This is a genomic window from Pseudenemella bisphenolivorans (assembly GCF_051133435.1).
Classification (GTDB): domain Bacteria; phylum Actinomycetota; class Actinomycetes; order Propionibacteriales; family Propionibacteriaceae; genus JAAYAO01.
The window spans coordinates 251,558-271,553 of the sequence record NZ_JBPGNY010000003.1; the positions used below are offsets into that span (position 1 = coordinate 251,558).

General features: G+C 68.0%; 18 protein-coding genes. 13 read left to right on the forward strand and 5 right to left on the reverse strand.

The features are described from left to right. The first annotated feature begins 46 nt into the window (after positions 1-46). A complete protein-coding gene (locus ACR4XW_RS08715) occupies positions 47-847 on the forward strand; it encodes a hypothetical protein (protein ID WP_434760158.1) in 801 nt (266 codons plus the stop codon). A gap of 6 nt (positions 848-853) precedes the next feature. Here ACR4XW_RS08715 and ACR4XW_RS08720 read toward each other — a convergent pair whose 3' ends face one another. After that, entirely contained in the window at positions 854-2,002 is a 1,149-nt protein-coding gene (locus ACR4XW_RS08720; RefSeq protein ID WP_434760159.1) for a DUF2332 domain-containing protein, read from the reverse strand. Between the two features lie 108 nt (positions 2,003-2,110). Here ACR4XW_RS08720 and ACR4XW_RS08725 point away from each other — a divergent pair, with 108 nt between their 5' ends. After that, a complete protein-coding gene (locus ACR4XW_RS08725) occupies positions 2,111-3,286 on the forward strand; it encodes an acyl-CoA dehydrogenase family protein (protein WP_434760160.1) in 1,176 nt (391 codons plus the stop codon). 34 nt (positions 3,287-3,320) lie between these two features. Here the strand turns inward: ACR4XW_RS08725 and ACR4XW_RS08730 are convergent, their stop codons facing one another. Continuing rightward, positions 3,321-3,890, reverse strand: a complete 570-nt coding sequence (locus ACR4XW_RS08730; RefSeq protein WP_434760161.1) for an NUDIX hydrolase — start codon at positions 3,888-3,890, stop codon at positions 3,321-3,323. A 111-nt stretch (positions 3,891-4,001) separates the two neighbouring features. On the opposite strand from ACR4XW_RS08730, the gene ACR4XW_RS08735 reads away from it, so the two are divergent. The 3 genes from ACR4XW_RS08735 to ACR4XW_RS08745 all read left to right on the forward strand — a co-directional run bounded on the left by ACR4XW_RS08735 (position 4,002) and on the right by ACR4XW_RS08745 (position 7,816). Then, a complete protein-coding gene (locus tag ACR4XW_RS08735) occupies positions 4,002-5,591 on the forward strand; it encodes a class I adenylate-forming enzyme family protein (RefSeq protein ID WP_434760162.1) in 1,590 nt (529 codons plus the stop codon). Next, entirely contained in the window at positions 5,588-7,045 is a 1,458-nt protein-coding gene (locus ACR4XW_RS08740) for an acyl-CoA carboxylase subunit beta (protein WP_434760163.1), read from the forward strand. Before ACR4XW_RS08735 ends, ACR4XW_RS08740 begins: the two co-directional genes overlap by 4 nt. Before the next feature lie 93 nt (positions 7,046-7,138). Continuing rightward, the gene (locus ACR4XW_RS08745) at positions 7,139-7,816 is read left to right on the forward strand and encodes a hypothetical protein (protein WP_434760164.1); all 678 of its coding nucleotides are present in this window, start codon (positions 7,139-7,141) and stop codon (positions 7,814-7,816) included. Positions 7,817-8,011: 195 nt separating this feature from the next. Here the strand turns inward: ACR4XW_RS08745 and ACR4XW_RS08750 are convergent, their stop codons facing one another. After that, on the reverse strand, positions 8,012-8,467 hold the full coding sequence (locus tag ACR4XW_RS08750) for a glutaredoxin domain-containing protein (RefSeq protein WP_434760165.1): 456 nt from the start codon (positions 8,465-8,467) through the stop codon (positions 8,012-8,014). 339 nt (positions 8,468-8,806) lie between these two features. Between ACR4XW_RS08750 and ACR4XW_RS08755 the strand changes: the two genes are divergently transcribed. The 5 genes from ACR4XW_RS08755 to ACR4XW_RS08775 all read left to right on the forward strand — a co-directional run bounded on the left by ACR4XW_RS08755 (position 8,807) and on the right by ACR4XW_RS08775 (position 13,541). Then, complete coding sequence (locus ACR4XW_RS08755) at positions 8,807-10,045, forward strand: quaternary amine ABC transporter ATP-binding protein (RefSeq protein ID WP_434760166.1); 1,239 nt, start codon at positions 8,807-8,809, stop codon at positions 10,043-10,045. After that, positions 10,045-11,055: an ABC transporter permease gene (locus ACR4XW_RS08760; RefSeq protein WP_434760167.1), complete on the forward strand. Its 1,011-nt coding sequence runs from the start codon at positions 10,045-10,047 to the stop codon at positions 11,053-11,055. The genes ACR4XW_RS08755 and ACR4XW_RS08760 overlap by 1 nt, the downstream gene beginning before the upstream one ends. Next, entirely contained in the window at positions 11,052-12,035 is a 984-nt protein-coding gene (locus ACR4XW_RS08765) for a glycine betaine ABC transporter substrate-binding protein (RefSeq protein WP_434760168.1), read from the forward strand. Before ACR4XW_RS08760 ends, ACR4XW_RS08765 begins: the two co-directional genes overlap by 4 nt. Before the next feature lie 107 nt (positions 12,036-12,142). Beyond that, positions 12,143-12,796 (forward strand): carboxymuconolactone decarboxylase family protein, encoded by a 654-nt coding sequence (locus ACR4XW_RS08770; protein WP_434760169.1) that lies wholly within the window; start codon positions 12,143-12,145, stop codon positions 12,794-12,796. A 7-nt stretch (positions 12,797-12,803) separates the two neighbouring features. Further along, entirely contained in the window at positions 12,804-13,541 is a 738-nt protein-coding gene (locus tag ACR4XW_RS08775) for an AAA family ATPase (RefSeq protein ID WP_434760170.1), read from the forward strand. 73 nt (positions 13,542-13,614) lie between these two features. Here the strand turns inward: ACR4XW_RS08775 and ACR4XW_RS08780 are convergent, their stop codons facing one another. Then, a complete protein-coding gene (locus tag ACR4XW_RS08780) occupies positions 13,615-14,769 on the reverse strand; it encodes a steroid 3-ketoacyl-CoA thiolase (RefSeq protein WP_434760171.1) in 1,155 nt (384 codons plus the stop codon). A 100-nt stretch (positions 14,770-14,869) separates the two neighbouring features. Here ACR4XW_RS08780 and ACR4XW_RS08785 point away from each other — a divergent pair, with 100 nt between their 5' ends. Continuing rightward, positions 14,870-17,014: an acyl-CoA dehydrogenase family protein gene (locus ACR4XW_RS08785; RefSeq protein ID WP_434760172.1), complete on the forward strand. Its 2,145-nt coding sequence runs from the start codon at positions 14,870-14,872 to the stop codon at positions 17,012-17,014. Between the two features lie 178 nt (positions 17,015-17,192). Here the strand turns inward: ACR4XW_RS08785 and ACR4XW_RS08790 are convergent, their stop codons facing one another. Continuing rightward, the gene (locus ACR4XW_RS08790) at positions 17,193-17,780 is read right to left on the reverse strand and encodes a TetR/AcrR family transcriptional regulator (RefSeq protein WP_434760173.1); all 588 of its coding nucleotides are present in this window, start codon (positions 17,778-17,780) and stop codon (positions 17,193-17,195) included. Positions 17,781-17,922: 142 nt separating this feature from the next. Here ACR4XW_RS08790 and ACR4XW_RS08795 point away from each other — a divergent pair, with 142 nt between their 5' ends. Both ACR4XW_RS08795 and ACR4XW_RS08800 read left to right on the forward strand, forming a co-directional pair. After that, a complete protein-coding gene (locus tag ACR4XW_RS08795) occupies positions 17,923-18,816 on the forward strand; it encodes an SDR family oxidoreductase (protein WP_434760174.1) in 894 nt (297 codons plus the stop codon). Between the two features lie 16 nt (positions 18,817-18,832). Next, positions 18,833-19,987, forward strand: coding sequence for an acyl-CoA dehydrogenase family protein (locus ACR4XW_RS08800; protein ID WP_434760175.1), 1,155 nt, complete (start codon positions 18,833-18,835; stop codon positions 19,985-19,987). Positions 19,988-19,996: the final 9 nt, after the last annotated feature.

A 19,996-nucleotide genomic window follows, 5' to 3' on the forward strand; every position in this document is an offset into this window, starting at 1 on the left:
AACAAATGGGGATGCTTTCTGACACGTTACCCGCGAGAATGAGCCCATGACGGTTCGCTGGCGGTTACGGGTGATAGGCGTGGCTTTGGCCTGCCTGGGCCTGCTCGCCGGAATGCTGATCGCCTGGAGTCAGCTCGAACGTGCCGGTGTCGCGCAACCTCTCGACACCCCCGACCAGGACCCCGCGAACTCCCCACAGCCGGCCGCACCGCCCACCTCGGAGCCCCCGCCACCGGCCCCGACGTCGACCTTGCCGCCGCCGCAGGAACCCCCGCGCACACAACGGCCCGCACCGGTCACCAGCACCACGGTGCCGGTTCCCCCGCGCTCCGATCAGCCGGAACCGCGTTCGACCGCCACCCGCACCTTGGTCCGTCCGGTGGGTGACAGCACCTCACCCACCCCTTCGCCCACCGCGAAACCGACCAAGAACCCGAGCCCGAGCCCGGCCGACCGCGTTCCCCCCTCGGAGGTGAGCCGGCTCCGGGTGACCTCGACCTCGTCCAGCCACTACACCGTCGAGTGGCGGGCCGCGACCGACGCAGTCGGGGTGGTCGGGTACGAGGTGCGGATCAACGGCGCCTTGCGGTACACCACCGGGACCCGGGTCGAGGTGCCGATCGGCAATCCGCCCGCCGACATCCACGTCGAGGTGCGCGCGTACGACGCCGCCCGCAACACCGGCGCCCCGGCAGATCTCACCATCAAGCCGACCACCCCGACTCCGACACCCACGCCGACCCCGACGCCGACGCCGTCCCCGAGTCCGACGGTGTCACCGAGCACGAAACCGAGCCCCTCATTGGGCACTCCCGAGCAGGCACCCTCGCCCGACGGCACCCCCTGACGGGGTTCAGCCGAGATCCAGCCAGCGACCGTGCGGGTCGGCGGTGCCCAAACTTCGCACCACCGGATCCGCACCACCCCGCCAGGTCTGGGCGCCCAACTGCGCGGTGCCCTCGTTGTTCGTGACGACCTGCACCGACGGCAGCCCCGGCACTCCCCCGGCGGGCTCGGCCGACAACCAAGTGACCGTCAGCCCGGTGGACGCGGCGAACTCGGCCAGCACGGAGGCGAACCCCGCCCGCCGGGAGCGCTCCACATAGGTCAGCGTCCAGGAAGTGAACACCACCACATGCGGATCGGGCTCGTTCGCCTCACGCACCGCCCGATCGAGCACGGCCTGCACCCGGACGGGGTCGGTCAGGTCGGCATCGATCAGAACCGGACGCTGGTCCACAGGCATCGCCCGCCGTTGCCGCACGGCAGCCACGAAACGTTCCACCCGATCGGGCACATCGGGCCACAGGCAGGCCTGCAACCAGCGCAGCGTGCCCTCGTCATCGGGGTCGATGGTGGCCAGGTCGGCCCCGAGCCGGGAAACGATCGGCAGCAGCCGCAACTCCCCCAACCGGACGTGGCCGTCGCGTTGTTGGCCGCGTGGACGACATGCGGACGCGGGATCACCCCAGCGCACCCGTCCTTCGGCACCCTCGATCTGCACGTCGTAGTGATCGGGGGTGAGCAACAGCCCGGCGCTGGTGCCGAATTCGACCAGGGCCACCGGCGCCTCGACACCGAGCAGACCCAGCATGCTCAACAGGTAGGTGCTGCGGTTCACCTCGTTGGTCTGCATGGTGCGGGTGGCGATCGTGTGCCGCAGTTCCTCATGGTGCTCGGTGATCAGCCGGCGGATATCGGGCCAGGGTCCGGGTGCCGACCATTCAGCCTTCGGCGGCAGGTGCTCGCGCCCGACCACCGAGGCGAACCATCGTCCGGCCTCCCGCTGAGCCACGCCGGGGTCGGGTTGCAGTACCAGTTCGTGCAGCGCCGCGAGCAGCAGGACGGGCCGCTCCTGACCCGGACGAGCCGCCAGGAGCAACTCGCAGGCCACCTCATCGGTGATCGCCTGACTGCAGATCGCGTTGTAGAGCGGCAACTGTGGGTAGGCCTCGGCGAAGTCACCGAACCTGCGCCGGATGTCGTCCACACGGGTGCTCATTCGGGCATTCTCGCACCCGAAACCGTGCAAGCAATGTGTGGCCGAAACGGCTTTCCGATCACTGAATATCATATCCAAAACTCCGCCGAGCGTCGCTAGGGTGCGCTCATGACCGATGCGAACGAGGACTGGCGCAACCACCCCGTACTGGCGGGCATTCGGGCCAACGAGGCCGAACTCCGTGCCGAGGAGCAGAACTCCGATCAGGAGCGCAGACTGTCGGCCCGCACCGTCGAGTTGCTCCGCGAGATCGGCGTGATGCGGGTGATCCAGCCGGCTCGGTACGGCGGTTTCGAGGCCGATCCGCGGGTCTTCAACGAGGCCTGCCACCTGCTCGGCCAGTACGCCCCGGCCGCGGGCTGGGTGCTCGGGGTGGTCGGGGTGCATCAATGGAACCTCGGCCTGTTCTCCGATCGGGTGCAGCAGCAGGTGTGGGGCGACGACACCGATGTGTGGGTGTCGGCCTCCTACGGCCCGGCCGGACGCGCGGTGCCGGTCGAGGGCGGCCTGGAGTTGACCGGGCGGTGGGGCTTCTCGTCCGGCTCGGATCACTGCCGCTGGGCACTGGTCGGTGGGCTGTCGCAGGAGGACGGCCGGATGGTGTACCGCCACTACCTGGTCGAACGCGACACCGAGTACGAAGTGGTGGACGTCTGGCACGCCTCCGGGTTGCCGGGGTCGGGCTCCAACGATCTGGTGGTGGAGAAGAAGGTCATCCCCTACGAGCGGGCGATGGACACCGCCGAGTTGTATGCCTTGCAGGTGCCGGGCCTGGCGGTGAACACCGGGCCGTTGTACCGGATCCCCTGGTACACGCTGTTCGTGAATGCGATCTCGATGCCGATGGTCGGGATGGCCCGCGGCATCGTCGACGAGACCCGCTCCATCTTCGCCGAACGCGCCGCCGCCGACCCGGCGAAGGTGCCCGGTCAGGCCACCCTGGTGCGGCTGGCCTCGGCCGATGCGAATGCCGACCTGGCCTACACGGTGTTGCAGACGAACCTGTCCGAGGCCTGGGCGGCGGTGCAGGCCGACGAGCAGGTGTCGATGCGGGTGCGCGGCAACGCCAAACGCGACCACATCCTGGCGGTCGAAGCGGCCGTGCGGGCCGGTAACGAGGCCTACGCGATCGCCGGACCCCGCGCGATTCACAACGCCGGCTGGATTCAGAAGGCCTGGCGCGATCTGAACGCGGGCAACCACCACGCGATGAACCTGCCCGAGGGCGCCTGGACCCAGTACGGCCAATACCTGGTCACCGGCGAACACACGGGTCTGATCTGACCGCGGCCCTGACCCAACAGGCGGGCCGAGCGGCTCAGCGCGCGTCGACCGGGAGGGTGGACTCCTTCTCGGTGCGACCCAGGTCCAACGGCGCGGACGGGTCGGCGGCGATGATCTCGAGCAGGTTGTCCGGCCAGATCCAGGCGTCGGTGTCGGCGAGTTCGGCGATCGGCCACCAGCGGTGTGACTGGAACTTGAGCTGTTCCTCCTCGGTGTGGCCCGCGGTGCTGATCTCGTACCGGTCGGTGCGCAGTAGGTAGAAAACCTCCTGTTGTTCGGTGACCTGATCCGAATAGCCGTGCACGGTGATCCGCTGCGCGACCGGGCCGATCAGCTGTGAGGCGTCGATCCGCAGGCCGGTTTCCTCCTCGAGTTCGCGCACCGCGGCCACCTCGGCGGTCTCGCCCGGGTCGATGCCCCCGCCCGGGGTCACCCACCAGCGGCATACGGGCACCCCCGGATCGGAATCCTCGAACAGCAACACCTCGTCGCCGGCGATCACCACCACGCGGGCGGCGCTGCGCTGGTTGCGGGGTCGATCGGCCGGAGCGGGCAGGTCCATCGACGAATCCGAACGGTCGGCGTCGGGGGTGTGATCGGCCATGTCGCTCCTGGTGGTTGCTGGTCCCGTTCACAGGTGAGGTTACTTGCCGAGCCCAGCGAGGCCTCTTAATGTCCGTGGCGTCCGCCCACAGCCCACAATGACGGAGATTTCATGGCCTGGCCCGAAGCCGTTGCCCAACCCTTCGAGACCCACCTCGAGGACGTGCTCGGCGAACAGCTCGAGGTCTTCGTGCACCGGCCGCGCACCCTGCGCGAAATGCTGGAGCACACCGACCGCTTCGACGACGTCGAGTACCTGGTGATCGACGAGCATCGGCTGACCTATGCCGAGGTGCGCCGGATGGTCGCCGCCCTGGCCAAGGCGTTGAACGAGCAATACGGGGTGACCCACGGTTCCCGGGTCGCGATCCTGGGCGAGAACATGGTCGAGTGGCTGCTCACCTTCTGGGCCACCACCGTGCTGGGCGGTATCAGCGTGGGCATCAACTCCTGGTGGTCGGCCGACGAGATCGCCGTCTACGCCGAGGACTGCGAACCGACGATCATCGCGGTCTCGGACCGGATGCGCGACCACCTGCCCGATCAGACCCCGCCCCTGGTGCGACTCGACTCGATGATCGAGGAACTGATCACCCCGAACCTCGGCGCCGCGATGCCCGACGTCCACATCGACGAGGACGACCCGGTGGTGATCCTGTACACCTCCGGCACCACCGGACGGTCGAAGGGCGCGGTGAACACCCACCGCAACGCGATCTCGATGGTGATGTTGCAGTCGATGGCGCGAGTGGCCAAGTTCCTCGCCGATCCGAACTCCCCGCGCGACATCGGGGCCACGAGCTTCCCCTTCTTCCACGTCTCGGGTCTCTACGGCTCCCTGCTGGTGCCACTGATGGCCGGCGACACCTCGATCTTCCTCACCGGCAAATTCGACGCGGCCAAGGTGCTGCGCGCGGTGGACGCCGAGAAGTGCACCAAGATCTCGATCGTGCCCACCACCGGCTGGCGAATCGCCCGAGAACTGCAGGCCAACCGGGACGCCTACGACCTGTCCACCTTGCAACGGTTCACCGGCGGCGGCGCCCCGATGACCCCGGCGATGCAGGAAGCGCTGCGCGAACAAATCCCGCAGATCGAATTCGCCTTCGGGTACGGCCTCACCGAATGCGCGGGCCTGGCCACCGGCGCCAACAACGAGATGCTGCAACGCAACCCGAACACCGCCGGCGCCCCCTACCCCACCGTCCAACTGCAGATCTGGGACGAGAACGACGTGCCCCAGCCCGACGGCACCGAAGGCCTGGTGATGGTGCGCGGCCCGATGGTGATGCCCGGGTACTGGGACAACGAGGCCGCCAACGAGAAGACCTTCGCCCCCGGCCACTGGCTGCGCACCGGCGACCTGGGCACGATCACCGACGGCGAACTGGAACTGACCGGACGTCGCTCGGACCTGATCCTGCGCGGCGGTGAGAACGTCTACCCGGCCGAGATCGAGTTCGCACTGGAGAACCACCCCGCGGTGGTCGAGGTGGTTGTGGTCGGGGTACCCCACCCCGACCTGGGCCAGGAGGTCTGCGCCCACGTGGTGGTCAACACCGAGACCACCGGCGAGGAGTTCACCGAGTACCTCAAGCCCCGGCTGGCGTACTTCAAGGTTCCGAGCAAGTGGGTGATCGGCAGCGATCCACTGCCGCGAACCGCCTCGGGAAAGATTCTGCGCAAGCAACTGCAGTCATGAACCGCGACGCCTGGCAGCCCCTGCTCGACCGATTGGCCGAGCGTCGGGAGGCTGCGCGGGCGATGGGCGGGGCGGAGAAACTCGCCAAACGCGCCGAACGGGGCCGGGCCACCGCCCGCGGCACCATCGAGCGCCTGGCCGACCCCGGCACCTTCACCGAGTTCGGTGAGCTGGCCGGCACGGACGTCCCGGCCGACGCCTTCGTGGCCGGCTGGGCTTCGATCGACGGCCGTCCGGTGTTCATCGGGGCCGAGGACGGTTCGGTCGCCGGTGGCTCGATCGGCACCGCCGGGGCCACGAAACGGGCTCGGCTGATCGAGTTGGCCGGCCGGGAACGCCGTCCGCTGATCCTGGTTCTGGACGGTGCGGGGCACCGGGCCACCAACGCCCTGCAGCCGCATCGTCCGGCACCCAATGATTTGCAGGGTCTGGCCGATCTGGCTCAAGTGGTGCCGATTGCGACGATCGTGATCGGCCCCTCGGCCGGGCACGGGGCGCTGGCCGCTCCGCTGAGCGATTACTGCGTGCTGGTGTCGGGCCATGGCGTCCTGTTCACCGCCGGGCCGCCCCTGGTGGCCGCGGCCAGCGGCGAGCAGGTGAGTGTGGCCGAGCTGGGTGGGCCGGAGGTGCACCTGGCCAATGGCCTGGCCCATGCCGAAGCACCCGATGTCGCTGCAGCCGGCCAGCGGGTGCGGCGCTGGCTGAGCTACCTGCCGCCGTCGGCCGGGGAGGCCCCGCCCAGGGAGTTCACCGGCTCCGATCTCGGGCCGCGGAGTACCGATGCCCTGTTGGACCTGATTCCGGTCGATCCCCGCACTCCCTATGACATGGCCGAGGTGATCGCCGAGGTTTGCGATGCCGGTTCGGTTTTCGACTGGCAGCCCGGCTACGGGCCGTCCCTGTTGTGTGCGTTGGCCCGGCTCGGTGGACACACCGTGGCCGTGGTGGCGAATCAGCCGCGGGTGCTGGCCGGGTCGCTGGATGTGGCGGCCGCCGAGAAGGGCGCCCGGTTCCTGGAGTTTTGCGGGGCCTTCGGCTTGCCGGTGCTTTTTCTGACCGACAATCCCGGGGTGTTGGCCGGGTCGGCCAGTGAACGTGCCGGCATCCTGCGTGCCTCGGCGCGGATGTTCGGTGCCCAGCGGCGGCTGCGGGCGCCGAAGTTGCAGGTGACGATCCGCAAGGCCTTCGGCTTCGGGTCCTCGGTGATGGCCGCGAACCCCTTCGACCACCAGAGCGTGTCGTTGGCGCTGCCGACCGCCACCCTGGGCGGTATTCCGGCCAAGGTCGGGGGCGAGACCGCCAAGGAGGACGACGCCACCCGCGAGGCCCTGGCGGCCAACGAATCGGCCGGGCCGTGGCGGGGTGCCTCGGTGGGCACCTGGGACGACATCGTCGACCCGCGCGAACTGCGCAATGCCCTGCTCGCGGTGCTCACCCGCGGCGAAGGAGCCTGAGCGCGACCAGTCGTGAGACCGGTCTTCCCCCGAACCTGACCGTAAGTTAGGTTTGCCTTACCTAAGTAAGCAGTGAGGCTTGAGGGGACCCGGATGCAGCACGCAGGATGCGAAGACACCACCGAACTGGCCATCGTGGCCGCCCGGCTCTTGGACGGCGCCGGCATCGCGACATTGTCCGTGCACGGCTCGTCCCGCCCGGAGGATGTGGTGGTGACCCTCGATCACCAGCGGGGGTTCGTCGGCCAGGTTGTCGTGGACTGTCTGCCCGCACCCGGCTCACAACTGCGCGACCCCGCCGTGGCCGGTACCCGGGTGATACTGGCCGTCGACGAATACGCCCCGCTGCCCCAGGTGCGGGTCCTGACCGCCAGCGTTCATCTGCGCGGCGTGGTGTCGCGGGTCGCGACCAACCACGTCAGCGCCGTCCGGGTGACCATCGAGATCACCGACGTGGCGGTGAGCCGGTTCGGTGAATGCGGTGTTATTGATGCCCAACAGATCGACGAGGCGCCCCGCGACCTCCTGGCCGAACAGGCCTTCGACGTGGCCCAGGAACTGATGACCCGCTTCGACACCGTCCTGTCCACCCTGGCCGGGGCGACCTGCGACTCGGCGCTGATCATCGGTGTGAGCCGACGCGGACTGCACCTGATGACCCGACAGGGAAAACAGGCCCGCCTGTCCCGCATCGACTTCGGCGAACCGGCGCACTCGACCGACGATGTCGTCGCGCAGTTGACCCTGCTGATGCACACCGTCGCCGCCTGAACCAGCAGCTACGCCTGCTTCCTGCAACACCCATGGATGAAAACGCACCCGAACAGGGCGAATTCGGCACAAAAGGAGCACGTGGCCGGCTCAGGGGTGCGTTTTCATCCACGCAGCGCCGAGCCAGGTGGGCGAAGCAGGGTCAGGAAGCCAGCCCAAGGTGCCAGGTCGAGGCACCAGGTGGAGTAGCCAGGGTCAACTGGAGGGCGTGGCGGCGCGGATGATCTCGGCGGCCGCGGCGGTATCGGTGGCAACCACATGCCCTTCCGAGGTCACCAGGGTGGGGACGGTCTCATTGCCGTCGTTGTAGCCGCGCAGCCGTTCGGAGGCCTCGGGTTCGTCCCAGACGTTCACCCAGTACGGCACGTGGCGCAGTTCGGAGCCCAGGGCACGGATCAGCGCCGCGCAGTAGGGGCAGCCCGGCCGCCAGAAAACGACGGCTCCACCACGGGCCAGGTGCTCATCCACGCCGGCGACCGGCCGGGACCGAATAGCGACGTTCGCGAAGGTGCGCACGGCCAGGAACCCGAAGACGACGGCAACGACCGGCTTGATCAGATCCGGTTCGACGATGGCCCACAGCAGAAACATCACCGCCGCGAAGGCGAAGAGCGCCGGCAACAGCGCGGGGAGTTTCAGTAGTTTCCGCATCGCCCCAGCATCCCACGGCCACCAGTGGGCCCCGGTTCGGAGATGTCCCGATGGAGGCCTGCGGCACATCGCCCCGTGCTCGGCCGTGACCGTCGCACACCGAGCCATCAGCCCCAATTCGCTGTGCTCGTAGTAACAAACCAGTAACGACCCCCCATCGGGGCGTTTGGCCTTGTCAGGCCCGGAATCATGGGAAACTTGCGGCCTCGGGCTGCCGGAATTCGCTGCATTTGCGGGCCTTGACACGAGCCATCTCGACTAGTGTCCGTCAATAGACCAACAAGCGCCGCCGACCCGCGGGTGTCTCGGCGTGGTACGACTCTGACCCCCGGAGGCAGGATGAGCGACGACGAAACCGTCGTCCGGGCACGGCACCTGTACAAGGTATTCGGTCCGGACGAAGCCCGGATCGGGGCGAAACTCACCGCCGGTGAGGAAGTCGATTTCGACTCCGTTCGCGGCACCGCGGCGGTCATCGACGCCGATTTCTCGGTGCGCAAGGGTGAGACCTTCGTCGTGATGGGGCTGTCCGGTTCCGGCAAGTCGACGCTCATTCGGATGCTGAACGGGCTGAACACGCCGACTGCCGGCGTGGTGGAGATCAACGGCACCGACATCACCAATGCCCCCAAGGACCGGCTGCGGGCGATCCGCCGCGAAGAGATCTCCATGGTTTTCCAGCACTTCGCCCTGCTGCCGCACCGCACCGTGGCCGACAACGTGGCCTTCGGCCTGGAGGTCAAGCGCACCCCCAAGGCCGAGCGCGTCGAGACCGCCCGGCATTGGATGGAACAGGTCGGTCTGGGCGAGGCCGGCGACAAGTACCCCGACGAACTCTCCGGCGGTATGCGCCAGCGCGTCGGCCTGGCGCGGGCACTGGCGGCCGGCACCGACATCTTGTTGATGGACGAGGCGTTCTCCGCCCTCGACCCGCTGATCCGCTCCGACCTGCAGGCCCAGTTGGTGGATCTGCAGGAAGAACTCGGCAAGACGATCATCTTCATCACCCACGACCTGAACGAGGCGATGCGCCTGGGCCACCGGGTGGCGGTAATGCGTCAGGGCCGGATCGTCCAGATCGGCACCGCGCCGGAACTGATCACCTCCCCGGCCGATGACTATGTCGCCCGATTCATCGCCGATGTCGACCGCAGCCGGGTGTTGACCGCCGGCATGGTGGTCGACACCACCGCCCCGACCACCAAGAACATGCAGGCCCTCGGCAGCGAACTTGCCGCCGAGATGGTTCGCACCGGGCACACCATGGCCACCGTGATCGGCCCCGACGACCACCCCCGCGGAGTGGTGCGGTTGTTCGATGCCGAGGGCGAACCGAGCCGTACCGCCGCTGAGTTGATGATCACCGAGCCGCCGGTGCCTCGCATCACCCCGATCGCCGACCTGTTCGCCAAGGCCGCCAATCAGAGCGCACCGCTGGTCGTCACCCACCGGGACGGTCGATTCCTCGGGCTGCTGTCGCAGGATCGTCTGCTCGACTCGATGTCCAGCCCGCCCGACCAGCCGGAACCCGAGGCTTCCGACCGTCCGACCATGGCAACCACCGGAGGTGCTCACTGATGGACGCGTTCCTTCGCTTCTTGCGGTGGGTCTACGACCCGGATATCCCCTTCGGCGACTGGGTGAAGCAGGGCATTCGCTGGCTGCAGAAGAATGCCGACTGGTTCTTCGACGGCATCCACTCGGTGCTGTCGACCGTCTACGAGGCGTTCTTCTCCGTGCTCACCGGGCCGCCGTACTGGGTGATCATCCTGATCTTCGCCGCTCTGGCCTGGGTTGCCTCGTCCTGGCGCCTGGCGCTGTTCACCGTGATCGGTTTCTGGTTCATCCAGGGCTTCGGTCAGTGGCAGAACGCGATGAGCACCATCTCGCTGGTGGTGCTGGCGGTGTTGTGTGCCCTACTGCTGTCGATTCCCCTCGGAATCTGGGCCGCACGGTCGGACACCGTGTCGAAGATCGTCAAACCGGTGCTCGACCTGATGCAGACGATGCCCGCGATGGTCTACCTGGTGCCGGCGATCACGATCTTCGGTATCGGGCCCACGCCCGGCGCGATTGCCACCCTGATCTTCGCGATGCCCCCGGGTGTGCGGTTGACCGAGTTGGCCATCCGTCAGGTGGACGAAGAACTCGTCGAAGCCGGCTACGCCTTCGGCTCGACCCCGGGCCGGGTACTGCGCCAGATTCAGTTGCCCGCCGCCACGCCCACGATCATGGCCGGCGTCAACCAGGTGATCATGCTGGCCCTGTCGATGGTGGTGCTGGCCGGTATGGCCGGCGCCGGCGGCCTGGGTGGTGACGTGGTCGGATCGCTGACCACCCTGAACGTCCCCCTCGGCGTGGAAGCCGGTCTGGCCGTCGTGATCATCGCGATCTTCCTCGACCGCACCAGCGCCTCGGTCGGCCAGCGACGCCACAAGCGCCGACGGGTGCGCTCCACCAGCAAGGCCGCCAGCGCGGCCGAAACGCAGGCCGACGATGACGACGGCCACAACGACGGCACCGACGAAACTCGTGCCGCATCCGAGCAACCTGTGACCACCGACGACACCGAACGGAGAACAGTATGAAGAAGGTCGGACTGACAGCACTGGCATTGGCCGGTGCGCTATTCCTCGCCGCCTGTGGCGGCGGTGACAACGGTGGTGAAACCACCGGCGAACAACCCAAGACCGCAGCCGACTGGGGTAACTGCAAGCCCACCGATTCGGTCAAGGACGCCTCCGGCATGGACGAGGACGGCAAGAAGGACGTCACCATTGGCGCCTTCAACGGCTGGGACGAGTCCTTCGCCACCGCCCACCTGCTGAAGGCCGTCCTCGAGGACGAGGGCTACACCGTCAAGGTCGAGGCCTTCGAGGCCGCCCCGGCCTTCGCCGGCGTGGCCCGTGGCGACATCGACGTGGTCACCGACGTCTGGATGCCGGTCACCCACCCGCAGTACATCGAGGAGTTCGGTGACGACCTGGTGCACCTCGGCTGCTGGTACGACAACGCCCGTCTGACCATCGCGGTCAACGACGACTCCCCCGCCAAGAGCATCGCCGATCTGGCCGACATGGCCGATGAGTACGGCGGCAAGCTCTACGGCATCGAGGCCGGCGCCGGCCTGACCAAGGTCACCCAGGAAGAAGCCATCCCGACCTACGGGCTCGACAAGTACGACTTCGTGGTCTCCTCGACCCCGGCCATGCTGGCCCAGGTCGAGCGCGCCACCAGCCGTGGCGAGAACGTTGCGGTGACCCTGTGGCGTCCGCACTGGGCCTACAGCTCCTGGCCGATGCGCGACCTGGAGGACCCCGAGGGCGCGATGGGTGACGTCGAGGTGATCTCGGCCGCCGGCAGCACCAAGTTCGCCGAGGAGAGCCCGAAGGCCGCCCAGATCGTCAACAACCTGGTGTTGACCGATGAGGAACTGGCCGAGCTCGAGGACTACATGATGAGCCCCGAGCACTTCGACGGCTCCGATCACGACGCCGCGGTGAAGAAGTGGCTGGGTGAACACCCCGACTTCGCCGAGAACCTGGCCAAGGGCGAACTGGGCAAGTGACCCGGACGCACTGAGAACGACAGCACAAGGGGGTGCTGGGAGGGGCCCGTCGCTACACGCGGCGGGCCCCTCCGCTTCCGGTGGGATTGTCAGTGACGTGTGCCACAGTGGCGCATACGGTGGGACGCCACGAGCAGGCGGTGGAACACCACGACCAAACAGTGGAACACCACGAGCAGAAGGAGCCCCGGATGCGGATCACCGACACCGACGGAACCCAGCAAGGGCTGCGCAATCTGGCGCCTGAGATCGTCGACGCGGCCCACGGCTTCGCCGGCGCGATCTACCAACACACCTCCCTGCCGCTGCGGCTGTTCGAGGCCGCCCGGATCGAAACCGCGCTGATCAACGGCTGCATGATCTGCATGAACTGGCAGAGCGCCCGCGACTCCACCAACCTCGGGCCCGACGGCGGCGTCACCGCCAACGGCCCGGCCCCCGACCAGGCCTTCTACGACACCGTGCTGGCCCGGCGCACCGACGGCCTGGACGAACGCGAAATCGCAGCGATCGAATACGCCCGCGGTATGGGCACCAATCCTCAGGGCCTGTCGGGCGACGAGGAACTCTGGTCGCGGATGAAGACCCTGTTCTCCGACCCCGAGATCGTCGAACTCACCTACTGCATCGCCGGCTGGATGGGGCTCGGTCGGGTGGCCCACGTGCTCGGCACCGATCAGGCCTGCGAGGTGCCCGCCGCGGCCGAGGGGCAGTTCGAGATCACCCAGTCGATCCGCGCCGGCAATCCGGTGCAGCTCTGACCCGGTCGTGGCCGGTACCGAGAGCTGGGCGCTGGGCTCCCCCGTACGACGGGTGGAGTGCGCCGAGACCCCGGAGGATCCGAAACTCTGGCCCTTCACGATTCCCGCGGTACGGCAGCTCCTGGACGAGGGACTCGATCTGGGCCCGGCCACCGTGCTGGTCGGTGAGAACGGATCGGGCAAATCCACCGTGGTGGAGGCGATCGCCGAGGCCTACGGGATGAATCCCGAGGGCGGTTCGACCGGGGCGATGCATGTCACCACCCGCACCGAGTCGCCCCTGTCGGGACATCTGCGGCTGGTGCGAGGTGCCCGGGCCAGCCGCAAGGGCTACTTCCTGCGCGCCGAGACCATGCACGGGCTCTACACCTACCTCGACGAGGTGGGTTTCGGCGGCCTGCACGAACGCAGCCACGGCGAGTCCTTCCTGGAACTGATCGAAACCCGCTGTTACGGACCCAACGGTCTGCCCCGTCCGGGCTTGTATCTGTTCGACGAGGTCGAATCGGCGCTGTCCTTCACGTCCTGCTTGCGGGTGCTGGCGATCCTGGTCGAGTTGAGCCGGGAACCGGACGTCCAGGTGGTGCTGGCCACCCACTCGCCGGTGCTGGCCGCGCTGCCCGGGGCCCGGGTGCTGCAACTGGACGCCGACGGCTTCCACGACACCACCTGGGACGAGCTCGACCTGGTGCGCGACGAGCGACTCTTCCTGGCCGACCCGCGACGTTTCCTGCGCCACTTCTGAGCGGGTACCGGGCCACGCTACCGGCATGACGAAGCCCCGAGGCCTCAGCGGGCCCCGGGGCTTCGGTGTTCGATCAGATCCGCTCGATGATGGCGGCCGAGGCCATCGACCCGCCGGCACAGATGGTGACCAGACCACGGGTGGCGTCACGGCGCTCCAACTCGTCGATCATGGTGGCGAACAGTCGGATGCCGGTCGCGCCCACCGGGTGACCGATCGCGATCGCACCGCCGTTGACGTTGAGCCGGTCACGGTCGATCTTGTGGTGCCGCTCCAGCGAGATCGCCACCGAGGCGAAGGCCTCGTTGACCTCGACCAGGTCCAGATCCGAGATCGACATACCGGTGGCATCGAGCACCTTCTGGGTGGCCTGGATCGGGCCGTCCAGCACGTACTTCGGCGGGCCGCCGACCAGGGCTTGGGCGACGATCCGGGCCCGGGGCTTGAGGCCGTGCTCGGCGGCCTTCTCCTCGCTCATAATCAGCAGCGCACCGGCGCCGTCGGAGATCTGCGAGGAGGTGCCGGCGGTGTGCAGGCCCCGCTCGGGGTCAATCGGGTTGAGGGCGGCGAGGGCTTCCAGCGAGGTGTCACGCAAGCCCTGGTCGCGGTTGACGGTGGCCGGCACGTCACCGTCACCGAGGGTGGCGCCGGGCACCGGGACGATCTGGCGGTCGAGCCAACCGTTGTCCCAGGCCTGCTTGGCCAGTTGCTGGGAGCGCAGCCCGAACTCGTCCAGGTCCTGACGGGTGATGCCCTTGTCGCGGGCGATCCGGTCCGACCCGACGAACTGGTTCGGCATGTCCAGATCCCAGTCGTCCGGCTTGGGACGGCCGGTGGGCCCGGGGAAGTTCGACATCAGCGGGATCCGGCTCATCGCCTCCACGCCGGTGGCCATCCCGATACCGATCGCGTCGGCGGCGATCAGGCCGGCCAACAGGTGCACCGAGTGCTGGCCCGAGCTGCACTGGGCATCGATGGTGGTGGCGCCGACCTCCCAGGGCAGGCCCGAGGCCAGCCAGGCCATCCGGGTCACGTTGCCGGCCTGCTCGCCGGCCTGGGTGACACAGCCACCGATCAACTGATCGACCGCCATCGGGTCGAGGCCGTTGCGCTCCAACAGGCCCTTCTGGGCGAAACCGAGCAGGTGGGTCGGGTGGTGGCCGCTCAGCCAGCCGTTGCGCCGTCCGAACGGGGTACGCGCTGCATCAACGATCACGGCCTTGGCCATGTGAACACCTCACTGGTTGGTAATAAGTCTTGACGTCGGGGCGAAGCTAGTACAGCTTCGTAGCGGCCCTAGCACCACAATCCCAGTCACTGGAGGCTTCGTGTCCATCGCGCTTTCCCCCCTGCAACTCGAACTGCGCAACCTGGTGCGGGAGTGGGCAGGCGACCGTGAACCACGAGCCGAAGCCCGCGCCCGCACCGACGGCGACCCGACCTCGCCCGACACCTGGGCGCGCAGCAAGCAGTGGGACGAGTTGGTCGAACTGGGCGCCCTCAGCGCACACCTGCCGGAGAGCGTCGGTGGGCTGGGCGAGTCGCTGGCCGAGGCCGCTGTGGTGGTGGCCGAACTCGGTGAGGCTCTCGCCGGATTGCCGGTGACCACGACGGTCGCCGCCTCCGCGGTGGTGGCGGCATCCTCGGCCCCCGACAAGGAGAAGCTGCTGGCCCGGTTCGCCGAGGGTGCCCGCGGCACGATCGGTTTCGAGCCGACCCTGAACGCTGATGGGGGTCTCGGTGGCAGCACCGGCCCGGTGCTCGGCGCGGCCGAAGCCGACCTGTTCGTGCTGGGCGCCGGCGACCACTGGTACTTGGTCGAAGCCGACGCGGTCTCGATCGACCTGCAGCCCGGCAATGACCCGACCCGTTCGATCGGCACGGTGACCTGCACCGGCAGCAAGGCGATCGAACTGCCCGGGGTGACCACCTCGACCGTCCGCGCGATCGGGGCGGCGATGGCAGTGGCCGAACTGGCCGGTGCCGCCCGCTGGGCCACCGATACCGCGGTGGCCTATGCCAAGGTGCGCGAACAGTTCGGGGTGCTGATCGGCAGCTTCCAGGCGATCAAGCACATCCTGGCCCGGATGGAGGTCGACACCCAGGTGTTGACCGCGGCCGCCTGGGACGTCGCCGGCCTGATCGGCACCGACGGGGCCTGGGATGCCGAGGCCGAACTCGCGGCCACCTCGGCCGCCGCGGTCGGTTGGCCGGCCGCCCTCGAGGTCACCAAGAACTGCATCCAGGTACTCGGCGGTATCGGCTACACCTGGGAACACGACGCGCACTTCTACCTGCGCCGGGCCAAGATGTGGCAATCGCTGCTCGGCCACGAGGTGCACTGGCAGGAACAACTCGGCTCGGCAGTGCTGGGCGGTTTCGAACGCCACCCGGCCCCGCTCGATCTGGACGTCGAACTGGATGCCGACCTGTTGGCCGCCATCGACGAGATCAAGAACACCCCGGCCGAACAACGCCGCCGCAAGCTGATGGACGCCGGCCTGATCCGGCCGACCTGGGCCAAGCCCTACGGTCGCGGGGCCTCGACCGCCGAGAACATGGCGATCGCGGCTGCTCTGGAGGAGGCCGGGATTCAGGTTCCCGACCTGGTGATCGCCGGCTGGATCGTCCCGGCCATCGTGCGCGCCGGTACCGAGGAGCAGTTGCAGCGTTTCATCGAACCCTCGTTGATGGGTGAGATCACCTGGTGCCAGTTGTTCAGCGAACCCTCGGCCGGTTCCGACCTGGCCTCGCTGCGCACCCGGGCCACCCGCACCGAGGGTGGCTGGAAGATCAACGGTCAGAAGGTGTGGACCTCCAACGCCCACTCCTCCGATTGGGGCATGTGCCTGGCCCGCAGCAACCCCGATGTGCCCAAGCACAAGGGCATCACCGCCTTCCTGATCGACATGAAGTCGCCCGGGGTGGACATCCGCCCACTGCGCGAGGGCAATGGCGAAACCCTGTTCAACGAGGTCTTCTTCGACGACGTCTTCGTTCCCGACGAGCTGCAGCTCGGTGAGGAGGGCGAGGGCTGGCGGCTGGCCACCGGCTCGTTGGCCCAGGAGCGGGTCGACATGGGGTCGCGCCGGGCCCTGTCGGAGGACATGGATCTGGTGCTGGATTGCCTGCGCGATGACCCGGGCCCGTGGACCGGCCTGGTGGGTGAGCTGGTCGCCCGCAGTTGGGTGAAGGCCGCCGGTGATCGCCGGATGGCGATTCAGGCCCTGGCCGACATCGTGCCCGACGCCAAGCTGGCCACGGTCACCAAGCTGATCGGGGTGGCCCTCGACCAGGATGTGCGCGAGGCGATGGTCACCGTGCTCGGACCCCGCGGCGCGGTGGCCGACGACACCGGCGGTCACGCCGAATCACGTTTCCTGTCCAGCCGGGCGCTGAGTATCGCCGGCGGCAGCACCCAGATTCTGCTGAATGTGCTCGCCGAGCGCTCGCTGGGGTTGCCGCGCGGCTGAGGCAGCCCCCGTTCGGGCGCTTTTGGCCCGTTTTCACCTCCGGTGAAGGCCGGGTGCTGCTGCAACCGACCTGATTTCGCGCCGAAAAGCTGTATTTGGGCGCGGCGGCGCAAGATCGGGCGGTTTGCAGCAGGGGCGCCCTGACCCCTCTGATCGGAAGCCGGTTCGGTGAGCCGGCCTAGTCCTTGGTGGTGAGCCCTTCGAGGAACATCGCCGAGGCCGATTCGATGAACTCCTCCAGCCCGAAGCCGTCGGCCGGACGGAACCAGCGCATCGACAGCCACAGCCCATCGCGCATCAACCGGAAGCTCACCTGCACCGGGATGTCGTTGCGGAAGACACCTTCCTCCCGGCCCCGGGTCAGGGTGTCCAGCCAGGTCTGCCGGATCTGGCCGGCGATCCGGTTCATCTCCGGCCACTGGGCGCTGCTGCGCAGGTAGCGGTTGTTGTTCTGGTAGATCTCCGAGGCGGCGGGATGACCGAAGGCCGACTCCAGGGTGGCGCGGATCAACGACCGCAATTGTTCCTCGGCATTACCGGCTTCTCCCGCGACGCGGGAGTATTTCGCCGCGATGTCGTCGAGGTAGGCCATGATGATGGCGTCCAGAATCTCGTCTTTGGAAGCGAAGTGATGGTAGAGGCTGCCCGACAAGATCCCGACCTCGTCGGCGATTTCACGCACCGTCGTGGCCACGACCCCTTTTTCAGCGAACAACATGCCCGCTGCCGCCAGGATCTCGCCACGCCTGCCTTGCTTCACCGCCATCGATGACTCCCTCTATCCGTTAACGCGATGGGGCCCGATCGGCGACATCGTCAAAACCAGAATACCAATCAAGCGTTTGCTTGTCAGTTTTCCATGTGATTCATTGGGATGACCTGCAATGCGCCCAAACCCGGAGGCACTCATGACCAACACCCCGCTCTTGTCCGGCCGCACCGCCATCATCACCGGAGCCGGCCAGGGCCTCGGCCGCGCCCACGCCCTGGAGTTCGCCCGCCTCGGTGCGAACGTGGTGGTGAACGACTGGAGTGGCGAGTCGGCCGACGCCGTGGCCGAGGAGATCCGCGCCGCCGGTGGCCAGGCCGTGGCCTCTTCGGGTGATGTCGCCGACTGGGCCTACGGGGAGCAGTTGATCAAGCTGGCCGTCGACACCTTCGGCGGGCTGGATGCGCTGGTCAACAACGCCGGCATCAACCGCGACCGAATGCTGGCCAATATGTCCGAAGAAGAATGGGACGCGGTCATGTCGGTGAACCTCAAGGGCCACTTCGTGCCGATGCGGCACGCCTGCGCCTACTGGCGCGACGAGGCCAAGGCCGGTCGCACCCGCGAGGCCCGCATCGTCAACACCTCTTCGGGCGCCGGGCTGATGGGCAGCATCGGTCAGGGCAACTACGCCGCCGCCAAGGCCGGCATCGTCGCCCTGTCCCAGGTCGCCGCGGCCGAGTGGGCCCGCTACGGCATCAAGATCAACGCCATCGCCCCCAGCGCTCGCACCCCGATGACCACCGCGGTGCCCGAAATGGCCGAGCGGATGGCCGCCCCCGAAACCGGCTTCGACGCGATGGACCCGGCGAACGTCTCGCCGCTGGTGGCCTGGCTGGCCTCGGCCGAGGCCCAGATCACCGGACGGGTCTTCGAGGTCGAGGCCGATGAGGTGTCGCTGGCCGACGGCTGGCAGCACGGCACCCCGGCCAAGGCCGGTGACCGCCGCTGGGAGGCCGCCGAACTGACCGATGTGGTCGCCAAGCTGGAGGCCGAGGGCCCCAAGCCCGCCCCCGTCTACGGGGCTCAGTGAGCAGGAAGCACACACGATGACGCAGACCGACGAAGAGTTCCGCGCGGAGATCCGCGACTGGCTCGCCGAGAATCTGTCCGGCGAGTTCAAGCACCTGGTGGGCACCGGTGGCCCGGGCCACGAGGACGAGATGCTCGAGGAGCGCCTCGCCTGGGAACGCCGGATGGGTGAGGGCAACTGGATCGGCATCGGCTGGCCGACCGAGGTCGGTGGCCGCAATGCCTCCCTGGCCCAGCAGGTGATCTTCCACGAGGAGTACGCCCGCGCCAACGCCCCGGGCCGGGTGATGCACATGAGCGAGCAACTCCTCGGGCCGACCTTGTTGGCCTTCGGCAGCAAGGAACAGCAGGAGCGCTTCCTGCCCGGCATCCTGTCCGGCGAGACCATGTGGTGCCAGGGTTACTCCGAACCCGGTGCCGGCTCCGACCTGGCCGGGGTGCAGACCCGGGCCCGCCGCGAGGGTGACGAGTACGTCATCAACGGCCAGAAGGTCTGGACCTCACTGGCCCATGTCAGCGACTGGTGTTTCGTGGTGTGCCGCACCGACCCGTCCTCATCGCGACACAAGGGGCTCAGCTACATCCTGGTGCCGATGGATCAGGACGGGGTCGAGGTTCGTCCGATCCAGCAGCTCACCGGCACCTCGGAGTTCAACGAGGTCTTCTTCGACGAGGCCCGCAGTGGTGTGGAGAATCTGGTCGGCGCCGAAGGCGAGGGCTGGAAGGTGGCGATGGGCACCCTCGGCTTCGAGCGCGGGGTCTCGACACTGGGTCAGCAGATCGGTTTCGAGCGCGAACTCGAAACGTTGATCGCCGACGCCAAGGCCCGCGGTGCGCTGGACGACCCGCTGGTCGCCGACCGGGTGGCCCGGGCGTGGACCCAACTGCGGGTGCTGCGCTACACCGCGCTGCGCACGCTGCGGTCGTCCGGTTCGGAGCTGTCCGGCCACGAGGCCTCGATCTCGAAGCTGCAGTGGGCGAACTGGCACCGTGCCCTCGGTGAGCTGGCCGTCGACGTCCAGGGGGTTGATGCCCTGGTCGCCGAGTGGCCCTACGACCTGACCGACGCCCAGACGCTGTTCCTGTTCACCCGCTCCGACACGATCTACGGCGGGTCGAACGAGATTCAGCGCAATATTCTCGCTGAGCGCATGCTCGGCCTGCCCCGGTGAGGAGCCGAA